The organism is Bifidobacterium margollesii (assembly GCF_002860355.1).
GTDB classification, from domain to species: domain Bacteria; phylum Actinomycetota; class Actinomycetes; order Actinomycetales; family Bifidobacteriaceae; genus Galliscardovia; species Galliscardovia margollesii.
This window is the reverse complement of sequence record NZ_NMWU01000068.1, coordinates 1-1,746: the sequence shown is the minus strand read 5'-3', so window position 1 is coordinate 1,746 and position 1,746 is coordinate 1. Positions and strand designations below refer to the sequence as shown.

Here is a 1,746-nt window from a genome sequence, read left to right as displayed (position 1 = left end):
ACGATCCCTTCCCCCACCCAAACGGGCCGACACCCAAACGGGTGAACACCCAAACGGGTGAACACCCAAACGGGTGAACACCCAAACGGGTGAACACCCAAACGGGTGAACACCCAAACGGGTGAACACCCAAACGGGTGAACACCCAAACGGGTGAACACCCAAACGGGTGAACACCCAAACGGGTCGATGGGTGCCTGCCCGGAGGGCGGCACCCATCGACCGGTGAGGTTTCACATTCGGGTAGCCGGAGGCGGTTCCGCCTCCGGTGAGTGAGTTGAATGATGGTTTTGTTTCCCGTGGGGTTCCCGTGTCCGGGCGTAGGCTTGGAGTCATCGGAATCCCCGCGGGGAGAGTGATCAAGGAGAGAAAACAATGAATAGGAGTATGAGACGAGGACTGACAGCGGTCCTGGCGTCGCTGGCGATGCTGTTGACGGTCGTGGTGGCGCCAGTGGTGGGAGCCCATGCGGACACGGGTTCCGACACTAACGGTGACTGGTCGAAGGGCTTGACCCAAGAGCAGATCAACTCGTCGTACGGGTTCGCCAAATGGGTCAGTGTCACCGCCAAATCAGAGGATGAGAGGGCCGACGCCAGACGAGCGATCAACAAGCTCGAATCCGACATGAAGGATGATCCATCTTTCACGAAGCTCGGGTCCGACGGAGACGCCACGAGTCTGGCGAACACGCGCAAGGCGTTGCAGGAGGACGTCAAGTCCAACCAGTTCCGCGCCACGCTGACCAACGAGCCGTGCCGCATGGACCTACCCGCCGGCAAGGGGCGCCGCTGCAATGATCCGAACAAGCGGCTGGCAGCTCAGCAGCTCAACCTGCAGATGCTACTCAATCAACAGTTTGTTGCTAATGCGGTTCGTGCTACCGGCGGTCATTGGGGCATCGGCGACGCGCAGGGCATCACCTCCAGCGATGACGGATATAAGGACTTCTATAATAGCGAGGTCTCCAATTATGACAAGGACATGACAGACGGCAAACTCGACGGCAAGGCCGCAGACGGCTCCGCAGTGGGAGAGACCGGTCACTACGTGAACTACGTCGGATACTACTGGCGCCCGGTCCAACAGCAGTACGGTGAGTATATATACGCTTCGATCGGCCTTACCGGCACAGCCTGGCACACTACCGTCCAGAATTACTATTCAAAGACCAGCGGCTCCGTGAATCCACCATATCTGCCCGGAGCCGGATTCCCCAACGACATCATTCCGGAGGATTCCGATTATCTGACCAATCAAGGGATGACTCTTCCGGAGAATCTGTTGGCGAAGTTCGACCAGTACATGGCCCTGCTGGATGCGAGCACCACGTATACGGTGTCGTTCGACCCGGCCGGCGGCACCACGGTGCCCACACAAACGGTAAAAAAGAACGCCAAGGCGTCTCAGCCCGCCGATCCTACCCGCTCCGGCTACTCGTTCGCGGGCTGGTTCAACGGCAACACCAGGTACGACTTCAACACCCCCGTGACTGGGAACCTGAAGCTTGTCGCGCATTGGACGGCAAACACGGTGTACCGTACCGTATCGTTCGACAGTGCGGGCGGCACGGCAGTAACCTCGCAGAAGGTCGTTGACGGTTCGAGGGCCGTTCAGCCGAAGGCGCCGACCCGCAGCGGCTACTCGTTCACGGGCTGGTACAACGGCAATGCGAAGTGGGATTTCAACACCCCGGTCACCTCGGATCTGAAGCTCACGGCCCGGTGGACCGCCATTCCGCCGCAG

Annotated in this window: 1 protein-coding gene; it reads left to right on the top strand. The window is 59.6% G+C overall.

What is annotated here, in order from left to right; genetic code table 11:
* Nucleotides 1-375: 375 nt before the first annotated feature.
* Nucleotides 376-1,746: InlB B-repeat-containing protein (locus tag Uis1B_RS11630; protein ID WP_165782882.1), on the top strand; the 1,371-nt coding region annotated here is incomplete at its 3' end.